General features: G+C 65.8%; 20 protein-coding genes. 17 read left to right on the forward strand and 3 right to left on the reverse strand.

The window, feature by feature from the left end; all coding sequences use genetic code 11:
• From OJI97_RS09200 to OJI97_RS09230, 7 genes are all read left to right on the forward strand, one after another.
• On the forward strand, positions 1-912 hold the full coding sequence (locus OJI97_RS09200) for an alpha/beta hydrolase (protein ID WP_297662829.1): 912 nt from the start codon (positions 1-3) through the stop codon (positions 910-912).
• 79 nt (positions 913-991) lie between these two features.
• Positions 992-1,246 (forward strand): DUF6356 family protein, encoded by a 255-nt coding sequence (locus tag OJI97_RS09205; RefSeq protein WP_297662830.1) that lies wholly within the window; start codon positions 992-994, stop codon positions 1,244-1,246.
• A 5-nt stretch (positions 1,247-1,251) separates the two neighbouring features.
• Positions 1,252-2,010: an alpha/beta hydrolase gene (locus tag OJI97_RS09210; RefSeq protein WP_297662832.1), complete on the forward strand. Its 759-nt coding sequence runs from the start codon at positions 1,252-1,254 to the stop codon at positions 2,008-2,010.
• 65 nt (positions 2,011-2,075) lie between these two features.
• Positions 2,076-2,513 (forward strand): thioesterase family protein, encoded by a 438-nt coding sequence (locus OJI97_RS09215; protein ID WP_257548740.1) that lies wholly within the window; start codon positions 2,076-2,078, stop codon positions 2,511-2,513.
• 9 nt (positions 2,514-2,522) lie between these two features.
• Positions 2,523-2,960: a VOC family protein gene (locus OJI97_RS09220; protein WP_297662835.1), complete on the forward strand. Its 438-nt coding sequence runs from the start codon at positions 2,523-2,525 to the stop codon at positions 2,958-2,960.
• Positions 2,961-3,026: 66 nt separating this feature from the next.
• The gene (gene gloB, locus OJI97_RS09225; protein WP_297662837.1) at positions 3,027-3,755 is read left to right on the forward strand and encodes a hydroxyacylglutathione hydrolase; all 729 of its coding nucleotides are present in this window, start codon (positions 3,027-3,029) and stop codon (positions 3,753-3,755) included.
• Between the two features lie 67 nt (positions 3,756-3,822).
• The gene (locus OJI97_RS09230; RefSeq protein ID WP_297662839.1) at positions 3,823-4,284 is read left to right on the forward strand and encodes a hypothetical protein; all 462 of its coding nucleotides are present in this window, start codon (positions 3,823-3,825) and stop codon (positions 4,282-4,284) included.
• Positions 4,285-4,492: 208 nt separating this feature from the next.
• Here OJI97_RS09230 and OJI97_RS09235 read toward each other — a convergent pair whose 3' ends face one another.
• The 3 genes from OJI97_RS09235 to OJI97_RS09245 all read right to left on the reverse strand — a co-directional run bounded on the left by OJI97_RS09235 (position 4,493) and on the right by OJI97_RS09245 (position 9,393).
• Complete coding sequence (locus OJI97_RS09235; RefSeq protein ID WP_297662842.1) at positions 4,493-6,322, reverse strand: long-chain fatty acid--CoA ligase; 1,830 nt, start codon at positions 6,320-6,322, stop codon at positions 4,493-4,495.
• A 148-nt stretch (positions 6,323-6,470) separates the two neighbouring features.
• A complete protein-coding gene (gene ggt, locus OJI97_RS09240; RefSeq protein WP_297662844.1) occupies positions 6,471-8,162 on the reverse strand; it encodes a gamma-glutamyltransferase in 1,692 nt (563 codons plus the stop codon).
• A gap of 154 nt (positions 8,163-8,316) precedes the next feature.
• Positions 8,317-9,393, reverse strand: a complete 1,077-nt coding sequence (locus OJI97_RS09245) for a quinone-dependent dihydroorotate dehydrogenase (RefSeq protein WP_297662846.1) — start codon at positions 9,391-9,393, stop codon at positions 8,317-8,319.
• 68 nt (positions 9,394-9,461) lie between these two features.
• Between OJI97_RS09245 and OJI97_RS09250 the strand changes: the two genes are divergently transcribed.
• The 10 genes from OJI97_RS09250 (at position 9,462) to OJI97_RS09295 (ending at position 18,886) form a co-directional block, all read left to right on the forward strand.
• Positions 9,462-11,276 (forward strand): DUF885 family protein, encoded by a 1,815-nt coding sequence (locus tag OJI97_RS09250; RefSeq protein ID WP_297662848.1) that lies wholly within the window; start codon positions 9,462-9,464, stop codon positions 11,274-11,276.
• 91 nt (positions 11,277-11,367) lie between these two features.
• Positions 11,368-12,252 carry an AraC family transcriptional regulator gene (locus OJI97_RS09255; protein ID WP_297662850.1) on the forward strand — a complete coding sequence of 295 codons (885 nt, stop codon included), beginning with the start codon at positions 11,368-11,370 and terminating at the stop codon, positions 12,250-12,252.
• 294 nt (positions 12,253-12,546) lie between these two features.
• The gene (locus tag OJI97_RS09260; protein WP_297662869.1) at positions 12,547-13,056 is read left to right on the forward strand and encodes an Rrf2 family transcriptional regulator; all 510 of its coding nucleotides are present in this window, start codon (positions 12,547-12,549) and stop codon (positions 13,054-13,056) included.
• A complete protein-coding gene (gene sufB, locus OJI97_RS09265) occupies positions 13,053-14,540 on the forward strand; it encodes a Fe-S cluster assembly protein SufB (protein ID WP_297662852.1) in 1,488 nt (495 codons plus the stop codon). Before OJI97_RS09260 ends, sufB begins: the two co-directional genes overlap by 4 nt.
• Positions 14,537-14,893: a hypothetical protein gene (locus tag OJI97_RS09270; protein WP_297662854.1), complete on the forward strand. Its 357-nt coding sequence runs from the start codon at positions 14,537-14,539 to the stop codon at positions 14,891-14,893. Before sufB ends, OJI97_RS09270 begins: the two co-directional genes overlap by 4 nt.
• 1 nt (position 14,894) lies before the next feature.
• Positions 14,895-15,728: a Fe-S cluster assembly ATPase SufC gene (gene sufC, locus OJI97_RS09275; protein WP_297662856.1), complete on the forward strand. Its 834-nt coding sequence runs from the start codon at positions 14,895-14,897 to the stop codon at positions 15,726-15,728.
• 112 nt (positions 15,729-15,840) lie between these two features.
• On the forward strand, positions 15,841-16,572 hold the full coding sequence (locus tag OJI97_RS09280) for a SufD family Fe-S cluster assembly protein (protein ID WP_297662858.1): 732 nt from the start codon (positions 15,841-15,843) through the stop codon (positions 16,570-16,572).
• A gap of 155 nt (positions 16,573-16,727) precedes the next feature.
• Complete coding sequence (locus OJI97_RS09285) at positions 16,728-17,873, forward strand: aminotransferase class V-fold PLP-dependent enzyme (RefSeq protein ID WP_297662860.1); 1,146 nt, start codon at positions 16,728-16,730, stop codon at positions 17,871-17,873.
• Positions 17,870-18,340, forward strand: a complete 471-nt coding sequence (locus tag OJI97_RS09290) for an SUF system Fe-S cluster assembly protein (protein ID WP_297662862.1) — start codon at positions 17,870-17,872, stop codon at positions 18,338-18,340. Before OJI97_RS09285 ends, OJI97_RS09290 begins: the two co-directional genes overlap by 4 nt.
• Before the next feature lie 195 nt (positions 18,341-18,535).
• Positions 18,536-18,886: an iron-sulfur cluster assembly accessory protein gene (locus tag OJI97_RS09295; protein ID WP_297662863.1), complete on the forward strand. Its 351-nt coding sequence runs from the start codon at positions 18,536-18,538 to the stop codon at positions 18,884-18,886.
• Positions 18,887-18,957 lie beyond the last annotated feature (71 nt).

Consider the following 18,957-nt stretch of genomic DNA (forward strand, 5'->3'; position numbering starts at 1 on the left):
GTGAAAAAAGTTTCCATTGCCGCGCTGTTCATTCTGCTGATCGCGATCATCGCCCATCGCGCCAACGCCGCCGAAGCGCCGACCGAAGGCGCCTGCTCCGCCGACATCACGCTCGGCAAGAGCGTGACGATCCTGAACGAGGGCCAGGGGCCCGACGTCATCCTGATCCCCGGCCTGTCGACCCCGCGCGCGGTGTGGGACCCGACCGCCGCGCGGCTGAAATCGAAATACCGGCTCCACATCGTCCAGATTCGCGGCTTCGGCGACGATGCCGGTGACAATGCCGAAGGGCCTGTGCTGCCACGCGTCGTCGAGGATATCCACGGCTTCATCGCGGACTGCATTACCGGACAGGACCGCCCCGCCCCGGCGATCATCGGCCACTCGCTCGGCGGCCTGACCGCGATGATGATCGCGGCGCGTGACCCGGAGGACGCCGGCAAGCTGATGGTCGTCGACAGCCTGCCCTTCTTCGGGATGCTGTTTGGCCCGGCCGCGACCGTCGCCACCGTCGAGCCGCAGGCGGCCGCGATGCAGAAGATGCTTGCCGCGAAGAGCAATGCGGAGGCCGACGACCGGACGCTGCAGATCATGTCGGCGACCGATGCCGGCCGCGCGCAGGTCAAGGCGTGGACGGCCACCGCCGACGCCCGGGTGGCGGCGCAGCTCATATATGACGACATGACCACCGACCTGCGCCCCGAACTCGGCGCGATCACCGCGCCGTTCACGATGCTCTATCCCTTCGACGCGAGCGCGATGCCGGCCGAGATGGTCGACGGCCTCTACAAGGGCGCCTTCGCCCCCGCGAAGACCGCGACGCTGAAGCGGATCGACGGCAGCCGCCACTTCATCATGCTCGACCAGCCCGCCGCCTTCGCCGCCGCGGTCGACGCCTTCCTCGCGAATTGACGGCACCCCGGCGCGCCGCCCTTGCGGGAGACGGGCTCTCCCGCTAGGGCGGCGGCAGCCGGAAAGGAGCCACCCCCAGATGTTCAAGCGCCTGTTCGTCGATCACCCGAAGAGCGTCGATGAAAATTACATCGAGCATTTCGGCGTCGCGTCGAAATTCGGGGTGACGATGATCTTCGGCGGCCTCTGCGCGCTGGTTCACGCGGTGGTCCCCGGCTGGTGCATCACCACCGGCAGCGACACGATCCGCCGCCTGAACCGGATCATGGTCGAACAGCGCGCCGCCAAGGGGCTGGCGACGATCCAGATGAACACGGTCGACTGGGTCATCTGACGCCGGTGGAAACGCCGCCCGATTATCTCGAACGCCCCGGCCGTCCGCGCCTCGCCTATCGCCATGTCGCGGGCCGGGGACCGGCGATCGTCTTCCTGCCCGGCTATATGTCCGACATGGCGGGCGGTAAGGCAACCGCGCTGTTCGATTGGGCGGCCGCCGAGGGGCACGCCTGCCTGCTGCTCGACTATGCCGGCTGCGGATTGTCCGACGGGCTGTTCGCCGACCAGACCCTGCTCGACTGGCGCGGCGACGTGCTCGACCTGATCGATGCGAAGGCCGACGGCCCGGTGCTGATCGCCGGATCGTCGATGGGCGGCTGGCTGATGCTGCTCACCGCGCTTGCGCTCGCCCAGCGCAACGGGCCGGGGCGCGTCGCCGGACTGGTGGGGATTGCGGCGGCGCCCGACTTTACCGAGTGGGGCTTCACGCCCGAGGAGAAAGCGATCATCCTCGCCGAAGGGGCGCTGGTCGAGGACACGCCCTACGGCGACCAGCCCTATGTCACGACGCGCGGCTTTTTCCAGTCGGGCGAGGCGAACCGGCTGCTCGATGCCGACATCCCCCTCGCCTGCCCGGTGCGGCTGCTGCACGGGCAGGAGGATGGCGACGTTCCGCCTGCGATCAGCCTGCGCCTCGCTGCGGCGCTCGCCAGCGAGGATGTGCAGGTGACGCTGGTCAAGGGCGGCGATCACCGCCTGTCGCGCGACGGCGACATCGCGCTGCTCATCGACACGGTGGCGCGCTTGGCGGCGGCAAATTAAACTTTGATTGAAAAAATTCCGTTCCCCCGCGAAGGCGGGAACGCAAAGTCTTTCAAAGGATCATCATGGCCCGCAGCGACTTCAAATTCCACGTCACCAAGCGCGTCCGCTATGCCGAGATCGACGCGCAGCGCGTCGTGTTCAACAGCCGCTACCTCGAATATTTCGACATCGGCATCACCGAATATTGGCGCGCGGTGGGCGTATACGACCGCTGGCCCGACCACAGCAGCCCCGAATTCCACGTCGCCCACGCCGAAGTCGATTACAAGGTACCGATCCTTCTCGACGAGGAGATCGATATCTGCGTGCGCTGCTCGCGCGTCGGCCGCAGTTCGATGACCTTCCTGTTCGAGCTTCACGGCAAGGGCGCGGACGACCTGCGCGCGACGGGCGTCGAGGTCAGCGTCCACGTCGCCGAAGCGCGCGGCGCGCCTACGCCTGCGCCGGATGATTTCATCGCATTGTTCGAAGCATTTGAAGGACGGGCTCTTCGCGCCTAACATGGGCGCATGACCCAATATCTTCACACCATGATCCGCGTCACCGACCCCGACGCCACGGTCGATTTCTTCAAGCTGATCGGGCTCGAGGAGGTGCGCCGTTTCGACAGCGAGGCAGGCCGCTTCACGCTGATCTTCCTCGCGCCGCCGGGACAGGCAGGCGTCGCCGAGGTCGAACTGACTTACAATTGGCCGCCCGAGGATGGCAGCGCGCCCGAAGATTATACGGGCGGGCGCAATTTCGGCCATCTCGCCTATCGCGTCGACGACATTTACGCTACCTGCCGGCGGTTGATGGACGCCGGAGTGACGATCAACCGCCCGCCGCGCGATGGCCATATGGCGTTCGTGCGCTCGCCCGACGGCATTTCGGTCGAACTGCTGCAAGACGGTCATCTGCCGCCGCAGGAACCCTGGGCCTCGATGCCCAACACCGGCGTCTGGTAAATCGGCCAAGGCTGGCCGCCCGGCGCTCCGTCTGGGAGGCATGAGGCCGGAAGAAAGGAGATATTCGTGAGCCCGCTCGACATCGTCCGCATTCCGGTCCTCAATGACAATTATGTCTGGCTGGTCCACGATTCCGACAGCAAGGCGACGATGGTCGTCGATCCCGCCGTCGCCGAGCCCGTGCTCGAAGCGGCGGCGGCGCGTGGCTGGACGATCACCGACATCTGGAACACCCATTGGCACCCCGACCACACCGGCGGCAATGCCGCGATCAAGGAAGCGACAGGCTGCACGATCACGGGTCCGGCGGCGGAATATGAGCGCATCCCGACGCTCGACGTGCGGGTGACGGGCGGCGACCGCGTCCGGCTGGGCGCGCATGTCGCCGAGGTGTGGGACGTGCCCGCGCATACCGCCGGGCACATCGCCTATCATTTCGGCGCCGACGGCGCGATCTTCGTCGGCGACACGATCTTCGCGATGGGCTGCGGCCGCCTGTTCGAGGGCACCGCCGAACAGATGTTCGCGAACATGCGGCGCTTCGATGCGCTGGACGATGCGACGCGCGTCTATTGCGCGCACGAATATACGCTGTCGAACGCACGCTTCGCGGTTACCGTCGACCCCGGCAACGCCCTGCTCACCGAGCGGCTGGCGGCGGTCGAGGCGGCGCGCGCGGCGGGCGAGCCGACGGTGCCGACCAGCATCGGTGCCGAGCGCGCGACGAACCCCTTTCTCCGCGCCGCCACGGCGGCCGAACTCGGCCGCATCCGCGCGTTGAAGGACGCCGCCTGATGCCGCGGCTTCACCGTCCATTCATTTCGAAAATGCCAGCATCCCCGATGCTGCAAGGAGCCTGACGATGACCCTGACGATAACGGGCAGCAAGCCGATCCGCGCCGCGGCGCTGGCGCTGTTGGCGGCGCCGATGATGGCAAGCTGCGCCCCCGGCGGCACCGCCGAAGCGGGCGCGGCGGCGCTCAGCCCCAAGCAGGCCGAACAGCTCGACAAGCAGCTCGCGGGCAAGGTGCCGGGCGAGCCGGTCCAGTGCCTGCCCAGTTACCGGACGACCGACACCATCCGCATCTCGGACAATATCCTGCTCTATCGCGCAGGCGGCAAGCTCGTCTATCGCAACGACCTCAAGGGAAGCTGCCCGGGCCTTGCGCGCGACAGCGACATCATGGTCGTGCGCCAGTTCGGCTCGTCGACCTGCGAAGGCGATTTCTTCCATCTGGTCGACCGCAGCAGCGGCATTCGCGGCCCAACCTGCGTCTTCGGTCCCTTCGTCCCCTATCGCAAACCGGCGGGGGACGCTGGCTGAGCCATCGGCTCGGCCGCAGGCGGGGCTCCGGTTTGCACCGAGCTCTTCGGGTCGCATCTCCGCCTGCATCGACCAAACCCCATCCCTCCCCTTCAGGGGAGGGCAGCGAGACTTGCCAGCTTGCTGGCTTAGTCGCAGCGGGTGGGGCCATCAGCCTTGCGCAAGGGCGGCCCTCCACCCCAACCCCTCCCCTGAAGGGAAGGGGCTTTCAGCCCTTATACAGCGCCGCGATCTTGTCCTCATAGACCTGCCGCAGGATATGCCGCCGGATCTTCATCGAGGGTGTCATCTGCTCATTCTCGATCGTGAAGGGTTCGTCCGCGAAGTCGAACTTGCGCACCTTTTCGATCACCGAAAGCTGCTCGTTGACGCGGTCGACCGCGGCGCGGACGGCGGCGCGGAATTTCTCATGCTCGCGGAGCCGTTCGAGATCTTTCGGCAGCCCTTCAGCCTCGGCCCATTCGGCCATCCACTCGGGATCGGGAACGAGGATGCCGACAAGATGCGGGCGCTTGTCGCCATAGACCATGGCCTGGAGGATTTCGGGCTGGAGCGTCAGCATCCCCTCGACGCGCTGCGGCGAGACATTGTCGCCCTTGTCGTTAACGATCAGGTCCTTCTTGCGGTCGGTGATGACGATGCGCCCCTTGGCATCGATATGACCGATGTCGCCGGTGTGGAGCCACGGCCCCTTGTCGGGCTCGGCGGGATCGACGACGAGCACGCGCTCGGTTTCGGGCTGGTTGCGCCAATAGCCCTTCATCACCAGTTCGCCGCGCACAAGGATTTCGCCGTCGTCGGCGATCTTCACCTCGGTGTTCATCAACGGCGGGCCGACGGTGTCCATCTTGAGCCCAGCCGCGGGGCGATTGCAGCTGATCACCGGCCCCGCCTCGGTCTGCCCATAGCCTTGGAGCAGGGTCAGGCCGATCGAGTGGAAGAAGACCCCAATCTCGGGATTGAGCGGCGCGCCGCCCGACACCAGCGCCTTCATCCGGCCGCCGAAGCGCTGCTGTATCTTGGGGCGGAACAATTTGTTGAGGAGGAGGTCGACGGGGCGGTCGAACACGCCCATGCGGCGTTCATAATCCTTTTCACCGACGCGCAGCGCCTGCCCCAGCATCCAGTTCGCAAGCTTGCCCTGCTTCTCGACCGACTTGATCATCCGCGCGCGGATCACCTCGAACAGCCGCGGCACGACGACCATGATCGTCGGCTTCGTCTCCTCGATGTTCGAGACGAGCTTTTCGAGCCCCTCGCTGTAATAGATTTGCGCACCGACCATGATCGGCAGGAACTGCCCGCCCGAATGCTCATAGGCGTGGCTGAGCGGCAGGAAGGACAGGAAGGTCTCATTCTCGCCGATGCCGAAATCGTTGACGAGGATTTCGGCCGCGCCCGCGCCATTGTGCAGGATCGCACCATGATGCTGCATCACCCCGCGCGGCGCGCCGCCGGTGCCGCTGGTGTAGATGAGGCAGGCGGTGTCGTCGCGCGTCATCGCGAGGCCGCGCGCTTCGGCCTCGGCGCGATACGCCTCGCCACCCTCGACGAGCGGGTCCCAGTCGAGCACCCGCACATCGCCCTGCTGGCCGACGCGCATCGGTTCCATGGTGATGACCAGCTTGACGTTCGAGCGCAGCACCGCGGGCATCAGCGTCCGCGCGAGCTTCGCGGTCGAGACGATCACCGCGCTCGCGCCGCTGTTGCCGAGGATATGCTGGTGATCACGCTCGGTGTTGGTGGTGTAGGTCGGCACGGTGACGCAGCCCGCCGCCATGATGGCAAGGTCGGCGATGCAGAATTCGGGCCGGTTCTCGCTGACCAGCACGACGCGGTCGCCGTCCTTCAGCCCCAGTTCGCGGAGATTATGCGCGAGCGCCGACACCTGGTTCGCGACCTGCCGCCAGCTCAGCGGCTGCCACGCGCGGTCGGCCTTGCGCCACAGGAACGGATCTTCGCCGCCCCGCCCCGCGCGGTCGAAGAACATCGCGACCAGACTCGGAAAATGGTCGAGATGGGGGTTTTCCAGCTTCATCCTTGGCCTCTCCCGGCAAGATTGGCAGTTATATATCGTTCAAACATCTCGTCATTGCGGCCCCGGCGAAAGCCGGGGGAAGCAATCCAGAGCGGTTTACGCGACTCTGGATTGCTTCGCTCCGCTCGCAATGACGACCGGCATATCTCTAATTCTGCGCTGGCGCACCATCGACCGACGAGGTGCCGGGACCGCGCGGATCGGCGGCGCCCTGCCAGCTATCGCCCACCCGCTGGATCGCATTGAGTTTCGAGCCGAGGTCAGTCGGCGTGAAGCTGTAGCCGAAAGGCTTCATCTTCGCGGCAATCGCCTCGCCCGCCGCATCATCCTCGATCAGCACGCCCTGTTGGCCGAAAAACAGGTTGGGGAGTTCCATCGCCGACTTGGCGTCGAGGCCCCAGTCGAGGACGCCGATCAGCGTCTTGGTCACATGCATGATGATCCGCTTGCCCCCCGCCGAGCCGAGCGCGAGCACGACCTTGCCGTCGGGGCCATAGACGATCGTCGGCGACATCGAGGAGAGCGGCCGCTTGCCCGCCTGCACCCGGTTCTGCGTCGGCACCCCGTCCTGGATCGGCGCGTGGTCGAAGTCGGTGAGTTCGTTGTTGAGGAAATAGCCGTTCGCCATCAGCTGGCTGCCGAAGATGCTTTCGACCGTCGAGGTCATCGACATCACGTCGCCGTCCTTGTCGGCGACGACGAAATGGGTCGTCCCCTGCTCCTTGACCGGCGCCGCCGCGGTGCGCGGCTTGGCACCCGGCGGAGTGCCGGCCTCATAATGCCCGGCGGCGCCGAAGGGCGAGATGAGCTGGCGGCGCTCGGCGAGATAGGCCTTGTCGAGCAGGCCCTTGACCGGCACATCGACGAAATCGCTGTCGCCGAGATAGGCGGCGCGATCGGCATAGGCGAGCTGCATCGCCTCGGCGAGCAGATGCCAGCTCATCGGATCGTCCTTGCCCATCGTCTTCATGTCATAGGCTTCGAGCATCCCGAGGATACCGAACACGGTGGTTGCACCCGACGAGGGCGGCCCCATGCCGCAGACCTTGTAGATGCGATAGGTGGTGCAGACCGCCGGGCGCTCCTTCGCCTTGTAGGCGGCCAAATCCTTGAGCGTGAGCTGGGTCGCGTTGCGCGGCGCCTTGGCGACCGCGTCGCTGATCGCCTTGGCATTGGCGCCCGAGTAGAAAGCTTCCGGGCCGCGCGCCGCAATGTCGCGCAGGATCGCGGCATAGGCGGGGTTCCGGATCGTCGTGCCGACCGGCGCGGGTTTGCCGCCCACATAATAGATGGCGCGCGCCGCCGGGAAATCCTTCCACAGCGGCTCGAACTGGACGAGCCAGTTATTGAGCGCGGGGGTGACCTGATAGCCCTCCTCGGCCAGCTTGATCGCGGGCTGGAACAACGCCTTCCATTCCAGCTTACCCCATTTCTTGTGCGCCATCTCCATCAGCCGGACATTGCCCGGAACGCCGACCGAGAGGCCGCCGGGAATGATGTCCATATAGGGACGCGGCTTGCCGTCGGGGCCGAGGAAACGCTCGGGCTTCGCCGCGGCGGGCGCGGTCTCGCGCCCGTCGATCGTCGAGATGCTGCCGTCCTTCGCATCGTGATAGACCATGAAGCCGCCGCCGCCGATGCCGCTCGACTGCGGCTCGACCAATGTCAGCACCGCGACCATCGCGATCGCCGCGTCGGCGGCGCTGCCGCCCTCGTGCAATATCTCGCGCCCCGCCTCGGTCGCGCGCGGATCGGCGGACGAGGTGACGCCCTGCGCGCTCGCGAGCGACGGGAAGGCGATGACGAACAGGCTGAAGGCCGCAAGGAGTCGTTTGATCATGGGCGCGACATTGGCGCGCCCCTCTGGCGAGCGCAACCCCGCCCTATCGTTCCATTACCCCCGTGTCCCCGCGAAGGCGGGGACCCATCTTCTGCCCGTTCGACATAACGCGGTCCGGAGATGGGCTCCCGCCTTCGCGGGAGCACACGGCTTACTAACCGCCAGAGGCGGTTCCGACCGCGTCGCTCACCCGCGCAAAGCCGTCGCGCGCGGCGAGCTTTTCGAGGCCGTGCGCGATGCGCGCGGCGAGCCCCGGCCCTTCATAGACCATCGCCGAATAGATCTGGATCAGGCTGGCGCCTGCGCGGATGCGCTGCCACGCCTGCTCGGCCGAACCGATCCCGCCCGCGGCGATCAGCGGCAGCTTGCCGCCGCTCGCGGCGCGGAAATCCTTGACGCGCTGGAGCGCGAGCGCGGCAAGCGGCGCGCCCGACAGGCCGCCGGCCTCGCTCGCATGGCGCGAAGCGAGCGCGGGGCGCGCGATCGTCGTGTTCGACACGATCACCGCGGCGAGCCCCTTGGCGAACGCGACCGCGACGATGTCGTCGATGTCGGCGGGTTCGAGGTCGGGCGCGACCTTGAGGAACACCGGCTTTGCCGCGCCCTTCGGCTGCGCGGCCGCGACGCCGTCGAGCAGCGCCTCCAGCGCGCCCTTGTCCTGCAAGGCGCGCAGCCCCGGCGTGTTCGGCGACGATATATTCACCGTCAGATAATCGGCGAGCGGCGTCATCGCGGCGGTGCCCTTCGCATAGTCGGCGATGCGGTCGGCGCTGTCCTTGTTCGCGCCGATGTTGATGCCGAGCGGCACCGGCAAGCCGTAACGGCGCAGGCACGCGATGCGGTCCGCCGCCCGCGCCTGCCCGCCGTTGTTGAAGCCCATGCGGTTGATCACGGCGCGATCCTCGACCAGCCGGAACAGGCGCGGGCGCGGGTTGCCCTCCTGCGGCAGCGGGGTCAGCGTCCCGACCTCGACGAAGCCGAAGCCGAAATGCGGCATTGCGTGCGCGGCGCGCGCATCCTTGTCGAAACCCGGCGCGAGGCCGACGGGGTTCGGGAAATCCAGCCCGGCCAGTTCGGTCGCCAGCATCGGACTGGTCAGCGCGCGGCGCGCGCGCGGCAAGGGCTGCAGCGCGTTCAGCGTCAGATTATGCGCCGCTTCGCCATCGCTGGCATGGACGAGCGGGCGGACGAGCGCATAAGCGGCGTCGGCGGCGGATGCGATGAACGACATGGGGTCGCCATTGCGCGCGCCGAGCCGCTATGGCAAGTCCGCCAGCACAGGAAAACAGGGAGAAAATCGTGTCGCACCGCCGCCTGATCGCCGCATTGTCCACCAGCCTGCTGGCGCTGACCGTTGCCGGCTGCGCCGCGCAGCCCGGTATCACGCCGCCCGCCGCCGAGGCCGCGCCGGACCAGCCGCCCGCGGGCGCCGACCTTGCCGGCTTCTTCCAGAAATATGACGATGCACAGCTCTCGCTGAGCCCGCAGGGCAAGGCCTATCGCGGCATTCGCGACGCCGATTATGGCCGCTGGGACGATGTCGGCGACGAAGCCGCGGTCGCGCACCACAAATTGCAGCAGGCGAGCGCCGACGCGATGCGCGCAAGCTTCGATCCGGCGACGCTTTCCGCCGACGACGCGCTGTCGTTCGAGCTGTTCAACGCGCAGGCGGCGCGCGCCGACCGGCTCTTCGCGTGGCGCGACCACGACTATATCTTCGATCAGATGAACGGCGCGCAGAGCCGCCTCCCCGCCTTCCTGATCAACATCCACCGCGTCGCCAACGTCGCCGAGGCCGAAGCCTATGTTTCGCGCATTCGCGGGCTCGGGCCGCTGCTCGACGCGCTGTCGGCCGAATCGGCGAAGCGCGCCGGACAAGGCTATGCGCCGCCGAAATGGGTCTATGCCTATGTGCTTTCGGATATCCGCAACCTGCTGAAACCCGACAATGCGGTGATCGAGGACATTACGGCAAAGGTCGGCAAGCTCGACGTCGATGCGACCGAAAAGACGCGGTTGATCGACGCCGCCAAAGCCGCCTGGGCCGACAGCGCGGCCCCCGCCTATACCCGCCTGCTCGCCGAGATGGAGCGCCAGCAGGCGGTCGCGCCGACCGAGGACGGCGTCTGGCGGATGCCCGGCGGCAAGGATTATTACGCCGCGCTGCTCGCCAATTACACGACCACCGACATGAGCGCGGCCGAGATCCACGACCTCGGCCTATCCGAAGTCGCGCGCATCCATGGCGAGATGGAAGCAATCATGAAGAAGGTCGGCTTCAAGGGCACGCTGCCGCAATTCTTCGAGCATCTGCGCACGAGCCCCCAATATTATTACACGACCCGCGAGGCCTATCTGTCCGACGTCGCGGCGAAGGTGAAGGCGATGGAGGCGCGGCTGCCCGCCTATTTCAACACGCTGCCGAAGGCGCCCTTGCAGGTAAAGGCGGTCGAGGCATTCCGCGAGAAATCCGCGGGCAAAGCCTTTTACCAGTCACCTTCGCCCGATGGGTCGCGGCCCGGCACCTATTATGTAAACCTCTATGACCTGCGCGACATGTCGAAGATCGAGCTCGAGGCGCTGGTTTATCATGAGGGCATTCCTGGCCACCACCTCCAGCGCGCGGTGCAGACCGAACTCACCGGCCTGCCGCCCTTCCGCCGCTTCGGCGGCTTCACCGCCTATACCGAAGGCTGGGGCCTCTATTCGGAGGAACTCGCCAAGGACATGGGCGCCTATACCGATCCCTACAGCGATTTCGGGCGGCTGGGGATGGAGCTGTGGCGCGCGTGCCGCCTCGTCGTCGATACCGGCATCCACGACAAGCGCTGGAGCCGCGAACAGGCGATCCAGTATTTGAAGGACAATACCCCCAACCCCCAAGGCGACATCGAGAAAGCGATCGAGCGCTATATCGTCTATCCCGGGCAGGCGACCGCCTATCTGATCGGCAAGCTCAAGATCATGGAGCTTCGGACCCGGGCGCAGACCGCGCTCGGGGACCGCTTCGACATCCGCGCCTTCCACGATACGGTCTTGCAATCGGGGCCGGTGCCGCTCGATATATTGGAGCGCCGGGTCGATAGCTGGATTGCCAGCGAGAGGGAACGCTAACAGAGAATTGCGGCTTGACGCCCTGCGGCAAATGGAAAATTATGGCGGATAGAAAAAGGCGGCAACAAAGCTGCCTGGGGTCGGTCTCGTCATGTCGGAAACTGCTACGCCAGCGGGCGCGGAGGGCGATGCGCCGTTCGAGCTCCAATATTTCCCGCCCGATCCCGATCTGGCGGAGATGGTATCGAGCTTCTATTTCGTGCGGATCGACATGCCGCTGTTCGACGAGGCCGAGCGCGCCGACCGCCCGCAATTCCGGATCATGAGCACGGTCGAGGGCGAATATGTCTTTCCCGACGGCCACCGCTTTCCCGCCGGGCGCGCGACGATCATCGGCCCGACGAGCGGCAGCGTGCGCGCGATCGGCCGCGGCCCGCTTCGCATCTATGGCTTCGGGATGATGCCCGCGGGCTGGGCGACGCTGATGGGCGACCATGCCGACAAGCTCACCGACCGCGCGATCGATGCCGCCGACCTGTTCGGAAACTGGATCGAGGAAGTGATCGAAACGCTGATCGGCGCCGCCGATACCGCCGAGCGGCTGGTGATCGCCAATAATTTCGTCCGCGAAATCCTGAAGAAGAACGAGCCGGCGCCGGTGTGGTTCACGCGCACCGTCGACCAATGGCTGACCGCATCGATATCGCCGCAGGTTCCCGATCTCGTCGAGGCGACGGGCATGTCGATCCGCTCGGTCGAGCGGATGACCAAACATTATTACGGCCTGTCGCCGCGGATGCTGGCGCGCAAATATCGCGCGGTCCGCGCGGCCTCGGCGCTCGCGCGCGGCGAATGCCTGGAGGAAGCGCAGCTCGGCGACGCCTTTTACGACCAGTCGCACCTGATCCGCGAGATGAAGCGCTTCGCGGGCGCGACCCCCGGCCAGCTCGCCCACCCTACCCTCTATACCGAAGCGACGACCAGGGGCCGCAAGCAGATGGCGGGCAAGGTCAGCCCGCTCGTCTCGGACACCTGATCCCCGACCCGTCCCACGACAGGACGAAAGAAAATGGCGCCGAACGACGATTTGGCGTTTTCGTCCAATCGCGAATCGCGCGGCGGGCATAATCGGACCTTGCGACCCAGAAGAGCTCTTCCTCTGACGAGGACTGAGACCTTCATCTCGGCACTCGCTCGGCCCCGGCCGGGCGGGTGCCTTTTTCTTTGGGCCTCCCAATTCGCGCTTGCTTGCGCCGCGCGCAACCCTCGCCTATATAAGTGGAGTAATTTGCTCCAGTTAAGAATCATTCGCAATTCCAACGAGGATTTCGTGCGCCTGTCGAACCTTGCCGATTATGCCGTGGTGCTGATGAGCGCCGCCGCGCGCCAGTGCGGATCGGTGCCTTTGCACGCCGCGCTGCTTGCCGAGCAGACGGGGATTCCGGGGCCGACCGCGCAGAAGCTGGTGAGCGGCCTCGCGCGCGCCGGGCTGCTCGTCGCCTCGCGCGGCAGCGGCGGCGGCGTGCGCCTCGCGCGGCCCGCCGCCGCGATCAACGTCGCCGAGATCATCGAGGCGGTCGAAGGCCCCATCGCGCTGACCGCCTGCTGCGACGAGGGGCGCCACGACTGTGGCTTCGAGGGAAGCTGTCAGGTCCAGCCGCACCTCGGCGTCGTCAACGGCGCGGTGCGCGCGGCGCTGGCGGGCATCAGCCTGGCGAGCCTGACCGTCGCCCCGAAGAAACCAAACCCGTTCGTGTCGAGCGAAGTCGAGACCCCCCTCGATAACGCACGACCGATGGGCCTCTCGACTTCGCTCGAGGTGAACGGAATTATGCCATGACCGACGACCCCACCCTCCCCGTCAAGGACCAGGCCGCGCACGACGCCGCCGCGAAGGTCGCCGATTATGAACATGGCTGGTCGTCGGCGATCGAAACCGATTTCGCCCCGAAAGGGCTGAACGAGGATATCGTCCGCTTCATCAGCGCCAAGAAGAACGAGCCCGAATGGATGCTCGACTGGCGGCTGAAGGCGTTTCGCCACTGGCTGACGATGGAGACGCCCGACTGGGCGAAGCTCGACGTTCCGCCGATCGACTATCAGGACGCTTATTATTACGCGGCGCCCAAGGCGAAGCCGAAGCTGGCGAGCCTCGACGAGGTCGATCCCGAAATCCTCGAAGTCTATAAAAAGCTCGGCATCCCGATCGAGGAGCAGAAGGTGCTCGCCGGGGTCGAGGGTGCGCGCAAGGTCGCGGTCGACGCGGTATTCGACAGCGTCAGCGTCGCGACGACCTTCCGCGAGGAATTGAAGCGCGCGGGCGTGATCTTCCTCTCGATCAGCGAAGCGATCCGCGAATATCCCGATCTGGTGAAGAAATGGCTCGGCAAGGTCGTGCCGATGCACGACAATTATTTCGCGACGCTCAATTGCGCGGTCTTTTCGGACGGCACCTTCGTCTATGTGCCCGAGGGGGTGCGATGCCCGATGGAGCTTTCCACCTATTTCCGCATCAATGCCGAGAATACGGGGCAGTTCGAGCGCACGCTGATCATCGCCGACAAGGGCGCCTATGTCTCCTATCTCGAAGGCTGCACCGCGCCGATGCGCGACGAGAACCAGCTTCACGCCGCGGTGGTCGAACTGGTCGCCTTGGACGATGCCGAGATCAAATATTCGACCGTCCAGAACTGGTATCCCGGCAATGCCGAAGGATTGGGCGGCATCTATAATTTCGTCACCAAGCGCGCGCTGTGCCAGGGCGCGCGGTCGAAAGTGTCGTGGACGCAGGTCGAAACCGGCAGCGCGATCACCTGGAAATATCCGAGCTGCGTCCTCAACGGCGACGACAGCGTAGGAGAGTTTTACTCCGTCGCGGTCACCAATAATTTCCAGCAGGCCGACACCGGCACCAAGATGATCCACAACGGCAAGCGCACGCGCTCGACCATCGTGTCGAAGGGCATCAGCGCGGGCCAGTCGAACAACAGCTATCGCGGACTGGTGCGCGTCGCGCCGAACGCCGAGGGGGTGCGCAACTTCACCCAGTGCGACAGCCTGCTGCTCGGCGACCGCTGCGGCGCGCATACCGTGCCCTATATCGAGGTCCGCAATCCCTCGGCGCAGGTCGAGCATGAGGCGACGACGAGCAAGATCAGCGACGACCAGCTCTTCTACGCGATGCAGCGCGGGCTTTCGCAGGAAGAAGCGGTGGCGCTGATCGTCAACGGCTTTGCGAAGGAAGTGCTGCAGCAACTGCCGATGGAGTTCGCGGTCGAGGCGCAGAAATTGCTGGGGATCAGCCTTGAAGGGAGCGTGGGGTGAGCGCCATCGATGTCAGAATGGAGGAAGCTCTAGAGGGGCTTCAAGACCTCGTCGGTTCGGGCGCTCCTCTTCCCGAGGCGCTGTTGCAAACGGCTCAAGAATCTGGGTTTTCAGCCGACGTAATCAAAATTCGCGCTGAGAGGCGTTTCGGATCGTTGGAGGATTGGCGCGATCGCCTCCAAACTAAAATAGCCAGCCAATCCGCAATCAGGGAATATGCAGAACTCCCTGAATACGAGCCTGTAGAACCTTGGCTCAAACAGAAGCTGGGACGCGAACCAACAGAAAACGAAGTGAAAGATGCGGATCGTTTATTCTTAGATCACTTCCTTTCCAAAATACCTCGGGATTAAAATGCTTAAAATCGATAACCTCCACGCCACCGTCGCCGACAAGCCGATCCTGAAGGGATTGTCGCTCGCCATCAACGCGGGCGAGATTCACGCGATCATGGGGCCGAACGGCGCGGGCAAGTCGACGCTGGCCTATGTGCTCGGCGGGCGGCCGGGGTATGAGGTTACCGAGGGGTCGGTGAGTTTCACGCCCCCTCGTCATGCCGGACTTGATCCGGCATCCATATCTGCGGCGCCGGAATGGACCCCGGATCAAGTCCGGGGTGACGAAGTTGAGGAAGCCATTGACCTCCTCGCTCTCGAACCATACGAACGCGCAGCCGCGGGGCTGTTCCTCGGCTTCCAATATCCCGTCGAAATTCCCGGCGTGTCGAACGTCCAGTTCCTGCGCGAAAGCCTGAATGCCCAGCGCAAGGCGCGTGGGCAGGAACCGCTGTCGGGCGGCGAGTTCCTGAAGCTCGCGCGCGAGAAGGCGGGGCTGCTCAAGCTCGACATGGACATGCTCAAGCGCCCGGTGAACGTAGGCTTTTCGGGCGGCGAGAAGAAGCGCAACGAGATGGTGCAGATGGGCATCCTCGACCCAAAGCTCGCGATCCTCGACGAGACGGACTCGGGGCTGGACATCGACGCGCTGCGCATCGTCGGCGACGGGATCAACGCGATCATGCGGCGGCCCGACAAGGCGGTGCTGCTGATCACCCATTATCAGCGGTTGCTCGACTATGTGCAGCCCGATTTCGTCCACGTCCTCGCCGCCGGGCGCATCGTCAAGTCGGGCGGGCCGGAACTGGCGCGCGAGTTGGAAGCGCATGGCTATGCGGAGGTGGTGGCATGACCCGCTTTCGCGCCGCAGGCGCAACCTCTTCTTTTCTCCGCGTCTCCGCGTCTCCGCGTGAATCCTTCATATTGTTAGCGCGGAGACGCGGAGACGCGGAGAGGAGCAGGCCGTGAGCGCGGCGACTCTCCCCACACGCCGCGACGAGGCGTGGCGGTATAGCGACATGGAAGCGCTGGCGCGCCTCTGGCCGCTGCCCGCGCCCGAGAGCATCATGGTGCCCGCGGGCGGCAGCTTTGCGCGCGCGATCGTGCAGGACGCAGGCGCGATCCAGCAAATAGATCTCACCCTTGGTAAGGGTGCGGTTGCCAAACTGCACATCCTCAACATCGGCGGCGCCTATGGCCGCATCGAACTCGACGTCACCCTCCACGAAGGCGCCGATTTCACGCTCGGCGCGGTGCAGATCGGCGGGGGGGAGCAGATTCTCGAGATCGTCACCACCGTCACCCACGCCGAGCCCGGCGCGACATCGCGGCAGGTGGTGCGCTCGGTGCTGGCGGGCACCGCGACGGGCACCTATCTCGGCAAGGTCGCGGTCGCACGCGATGCGCAAGCGACCGACAGCGCGCAGGATGTGAAGGCGATGCTGCTGACGCGCAGCGCGACCGCCAACGCCAAGCCCGAACTCGAAATCTTCGCCGACGACGTCAAATGCGCGCACGGCTGCGCGATCGGCGAACTCGATGCCGAAGCCCTCTTCTACCTCCAGTCGCGCGGGATGCCGCCGGGCGAGGCGAAGAAGATCTTGCTGCAAGCCTTCGTCGCCGGCGTGTTCGACGGGGCGGAGGACGAGGCGCGGTTGCAGGAGCTGGCGTTGGCGAAGCTGGGGGAATTGGTGTGAGCAGCGACGCGAATATCCTCCCCGGAACGGGGAGGGGGACCAGCGAAGCTGGTGGAGGGGCACCCTCGGGTGAGCGCTCCGCCGATAGGTCGCGCAAACCGCCCGTGCCCCTCCACCATCCTGCGGATGGTCCCCCTCCCCGTTCCGGGGAGGATTTGAGGGCCGAGTTCCCCGGCCTCACCCCCGGCTGGCATTATCTCGACACCGCGGCGACGGCGCAGAAGCCGCAGGCGGTGATCGATGCCTGCACGCTGGCGATGGGGCGCGACTATGCGACCGTCCATCGCGGCGTCTATGCGCGGTCGGCCGATATGACGCTCGCCTATGAAGCGGCGCGGCGGCGGATCGCGGCGTTCATCGGCGGGACCGAGGAGCAGGTGAGTTTCGTGCGCGGCGCGACCGAGGCGATCAACCTCGTCGCCTATAGTCACCCGCGCAAGGGCCGCGTGCTGCTCTCGACCCTCGAACATCACAGCAATATCGTGCCGTGGCAGCTCGCGGGGTGGGAGATCGACGTCTGCCCGCTGACCGCCGACGGCCGCATCGATCTCGATGCCGCGGAAAAGCTGCTGACCCCCGAGCACACGATGGTCGCCTTTGCCCATGTCTCGAACGTGCTCGGCAGCCCGCTCGACGTCGCGCGCGCCGCGGAGCTCGCGCACCGCGTCGGCGCCGAGCTGCTGATCGACGGTTGCCAGGCGGTGCCGCGGCTGCCGGTCGACGTCGCGGCGCTCGGCTGCGACTATTATGTCTTTTCGGGGCACAAGCTTTACGGCCCTACCGGCATCGGCGTGTTGTGGAGCGACAAGCTCGACGCGCTGGCGCCGTGGCAGGGCGGCGGCTCGATGATCGACCGCGTGACGTTCGAGAAGACGACCTACGCCCCCGCCCCCACCCGCTTCGAGGCCGGCACCCCGGCGATCGTCGAGGCGCTGGGGCTCGCCGCAGCGGCCGATTATGTCTCGGGGCTAGGCGTCGAGGCCATTCACGCGCATGAATGCGCGCTGGTCGGCTCGTTGCGCGAACAGCTCGCCCGCAAGAACAGCATCACCCTGTTCGGCCCCGACGACAGTGCCGGGATCGTCAGCTTCGCGATGGCGGGGGTCCATCCGCACGACATCGGCACGATCCTCGACGAAAGCGGGGTCGCGATCCGCGCCGGGCATCATTGCGCGCAGCCGCTGATGGCGCATCTCGGCGTGCCGGCGACCGCGCGCGCCAGCTTTGGACTTTACAGCAACGACGACGATGTGGCGGCGCTGATCGACGGTCTCGCCCGCGTCGAAAGGATTTTCGGATGAGCGACGAGCGGACGATCAGGATCGAAGAAGTGGAAAGCGTCGAGGCGCCGCCCAAAGCGCGCGTCGAGGACGCCGAGCCGGCTGCCGCAAAGCTGGAGCGCAAGCGTGACTATCTGGAAGGCTTCCTCGCCGCCAAGCCCGCGGCCGACGATCCGAACGCGGTGGGCGGCGATCTCTACGAAGCCGTCATCAATGCGCTCAAGGACATCTACGACCCGGAAATCCCGGTGAATATCTATGACCTCGGCCTCATCTACAATGTCGAGATCGACGAGGGGCATGTGCTGATCACCATGACGCTGACGACCCCGCATTGCCCGGTCGCCGAATCGATGCCGGGCGAGGTCGAACTGCGCGTCGGCGCGGTGCCGGGCGTGGGCGATGCCGAGGTCAATCTGGTGTGGGATCCGCCGTGGTCGCCGCAGAATATGAGCGACGAGGCACGGTTGGAGTTGGGGATGTTGTGATTTTCCCCTTCTCCCCTTGCGGGAGAAGGATATGAAGCCTTGGCGCGAAGCGCCTAGGCGCAGTTGGGTGAGGGGTCTGCGAGCCTCCGGCTCGCGCGGTCTTCGACCGCAACCCCTCACCCAGCTTCGACTAGCGAGCAAGCTCGCAAGTCTGCGCAACCCTCTCCCGCAAGGGGAGAGGGGAAGGAGTTTGAAATGACGACGTTGAAAGCCCGCCCCGCCGCGGTGACGCTGACCCCGAACGCCGAGGCGCGCGTCGCCGCGCTGATGGCGGCCGCGCCCGAAGGCGCGATCGGGGTCAAGCTGTCGACCCCGCGGCGCGGCTGTTCCGGCCTCGCCTATTCGGTCGATTATGTGACCGAGGAAGCGAAGTTCGATGAGAAGATCGAGACGCCGGGCGGCGCCTTCTACATCGACGGCGCGTCGGTGCTCTATCTGATCGGCAGCGTCATGGACTGGGTCGAGGATGATTTCGCCGCGGGCTTCGTCTTCCAGAACCCCAACGCCAAGGGCGCCTGCGGCTGCGGCGAGAGCTTTACCGTCTAGGGTCTGCGACCTCCTCCTTTCGTCATTCCCGCGAAAGCGGGAATCCCGCTATTTTCCATCTCTTTTTCTTC

Source organism: Sphingopyxis sp., assembly GCF_025869345.1.
Taxonomy (GTDB): Bacteria; Pseudomonadota; Alphaproteobacteria; order Sphingomonadales; family Sphingomonadaceae; genus Sphingopyxis.